This window comes from Endozoicomonas acroporae (genome assembly GCF_002864045.1).
Taxonomy (GTDB): Bacteria; Pseudomonadota; Gammaproteobacteria; order Pseudomonadales; family Endozoicomonadaceae; genus Endozoicomonas; species Endozoicomonas acroporae.
In genome coordinates this window covers 1-2319 of sequence record NZ_PJPV01000125.1, presented here as the reverse complement: position 1 = coordinate 2319, position 2319 = coordinate 1, and the positions used below count along the sequence as shown (strand labels likewise).

Genomic DNA, 2319 nt, shown 5'->3' with positions numbered 1-2319 from the left:
TGTGGCGGTGGAGCTCCAGGATTCATCGGGAATTGCTGCTGTTTCCCCTGTTATGAGTTCTTGGGCAGTGACTGGCTTAAGGCCGAAATACTACCAAATAGCTCTTTAATGACAAACAAATGCTCAGGTATATGTACAGGCATACTACCTTTCAGAACACCATACACCCATCGTCGTCCATGTTGACCGTTAAATGAAGTCCTGATTTTCATAACTCTTAACATGGCCGCATCGTAGTAGTCAGTGATTTTTTCCTGAATAAGATCGGCTTCTCTACCCAAGAAGTATTTATCCGGCACTGCCTCAGAGTATGCTGTGCACAAGTGATTAATGTTTATCCCAAAAGCTATCTTGCCAGCCATAAGTTCTTGAACCAAAGGTTCAGTTGATAGTATCCATGCACGACCAGAGCACTTTTTTCTCCTTTCATGAGTATTATCCACCTTCACCAGTAGGCATTGATGTTTCCAGCATAGATTAGCAAACCAAACACAATGACTACGATGCCAGTAAGCAACGCCATACCGCCCTATATCATGCTTTATGCACTCTGGACAGAATTTCAGGCTGATGAAGTTGTGGTTTGGAAAGTATACATAAGGCCGTAGCATAGTTTTCACGCAACCTGCATACCCTTGGGCACATTTGTATAATCTGGCTTGAGGAGAGCTTGTTAAAAAAGGAGACAATAAATTATATCCTGTCATAGCTCTGATAAATGCTCGCTTATTACGCCATAACCCCAAGTCCCTCTGAAAAAAAATATTTCCATTCTGGCCAAGAAAACTTTGCAAACTCAATTGATCCTGATATCCGAATAAGTCTTCTTCTATTTGACGATTACTGTGCGGTAGGGTTGCCCTGTACCTCGTCACCAGACTGTATAAAGACTCGTCTGGCAGGGGTGAAGGAAAGTAAGATTCCATGGTTATGATTATTGGCAGTGGAACCCTTTGCCCCACTGCCCGTAGGATGAATGGCTACCGTATCGTCGCTTAAATATTAGCTGAATTGGCTTTTACAGTAAAAGCAACAGCACTTAATATCCACAGAGAACGTGGCAGCTAAGGGCGTCTCTTTCACTACCTCAGAGCAACCAAAGTGTCTGAGCCCGAAGGAGAGTATAGCTGCAGAACGAGATTTGAGAAGATACTGATATAAGTCTCTCCCAATCGGAGACCCCATAAACCAATGGACACTTCCGCTTAAGCCAGAGAGACACTGTAAGAACCCTCTAATCAGAGGGCTCTTACAGCAAGCCTCATAACGAGGCCTGCCAGTTTTTAGCTGAAAACACCCTCTAATCAGAGGGCTCTTACAGCAGAAGTCAGATAACCTATTGAAACATAAAAACAAGAGATACTTTTTACTAGAAAAAAGCACTCATCCAACAGGCTAATCACCTTCTGCCAATCCAGAATATTCGTAAATATCCAGTTTAAACAAAGTAGCCGGAGGACTAAATCATATCAAAAATCATTTCGTTCTATGGAAATACCTTCAGGTAGCATTTTTTTATCAATTGATATTTCGTAGTCCTCAAAGCTCTCTGTGTATTTCTTCTTTTGATCAACCTTTATAGCTTTTTTCAAATTATGTAGTTTTCCACTTCGAAGACAATCGTCATGCTTCAATACAACCATTCCTTGCATGTTAAGAATTCTGTTATACGATCTATCCTCCTCAAACATATTATCAATAGCATCTGTCAGTAGTGCAAAGTCACCCTCAGAAAAGCCAGTTTTTTCTGCAAGATGTGCAGAGACTGTACATACTCCCATAAATGCAGCATGACGAACTTTAGAGAAGCTCCCCATAGTGCTTTCTTTGTCAGCATCCTTCTCATTAGTGACTGAACCTCGAGTAATTCCTACATCAACAGGCATGACCGTATTCAAAGATTGAACCATTGGGATTTGACAAGGCCCTCTAACCACTTCTCCTGGAAATTCTGAAGCTTTCAATGGAGCACCAAACGCTCTCAAATCAAAAAATCTTTCTAAAAGCAGCTTGGTTATCCTCTTTCTATCAGACAATTTTATTTTCTTTTGCTTTTTCCCCTTTTCTGGTTCTAACTCTTCAATATCAATACCTAACTCACGCTGGAGTCAAGCAATAAGTGCAACAGACCTCCCAGTGTAGACCTCAAGCGGGGTTAGACCGCCAAGTACCTTGCGAGGCATGCTGTTTATTTGAAACTCCATAGCCTCAATTTCCTCTTCGGTGATCTGTCCAAACGCCATTTTTTTGGGCCAGTGGCGACGGATAAGGCCATTGGTATTTTCATTGCTTCCTCTCTGATAACTGGCATAAGGCTTT

At 41.8% G+C, this 2319-nt stretch carries 3 protein-coding genes; all 3 read right to left on the bottom strand.

Translation table 11 applies throughout. From position 1 onward, the window contains the following. Positions 1–50: 50 nt before the first annotated feature. On the bottom strand, positions 51–926 hold the full coding sequence (locus tag CX664_RS17755) for a TniQ family protein (protein ID WP_101748022.1): 876 nt from the start codon (positions 924–926) through the stop codon (positions 51–53). A gap of 543 nt (positions 927–1469) precedes the next feature. After that, complete coding sequence (locus CX664_RS17750; RefSeq protein WP_276328501.1) at positions 1470–2084, bottom strand: type I CRISPR-associated protein Cas7; 615 nt, start codon at positions 2082–2084, stop codon at positions 1470–1472. Between the two features lie 24 nt (positions 2085–2108). Further along, positions 2109–2319: transposase (locus tag CX664_RS28000; protein ID WP_420810371.1), on the bottom strand; the 211-nt coding region annotated here is incomplete at its 5' end.

Coding starts and splice junctions, on each gene's coding strand:
- CX664_RS17755 (WP_101748022.1), bottom strand. CDS start 926: ATGGAATCTTACTTTCCTTCACCCCTGCCAGACGAGTCTTTATACAGT.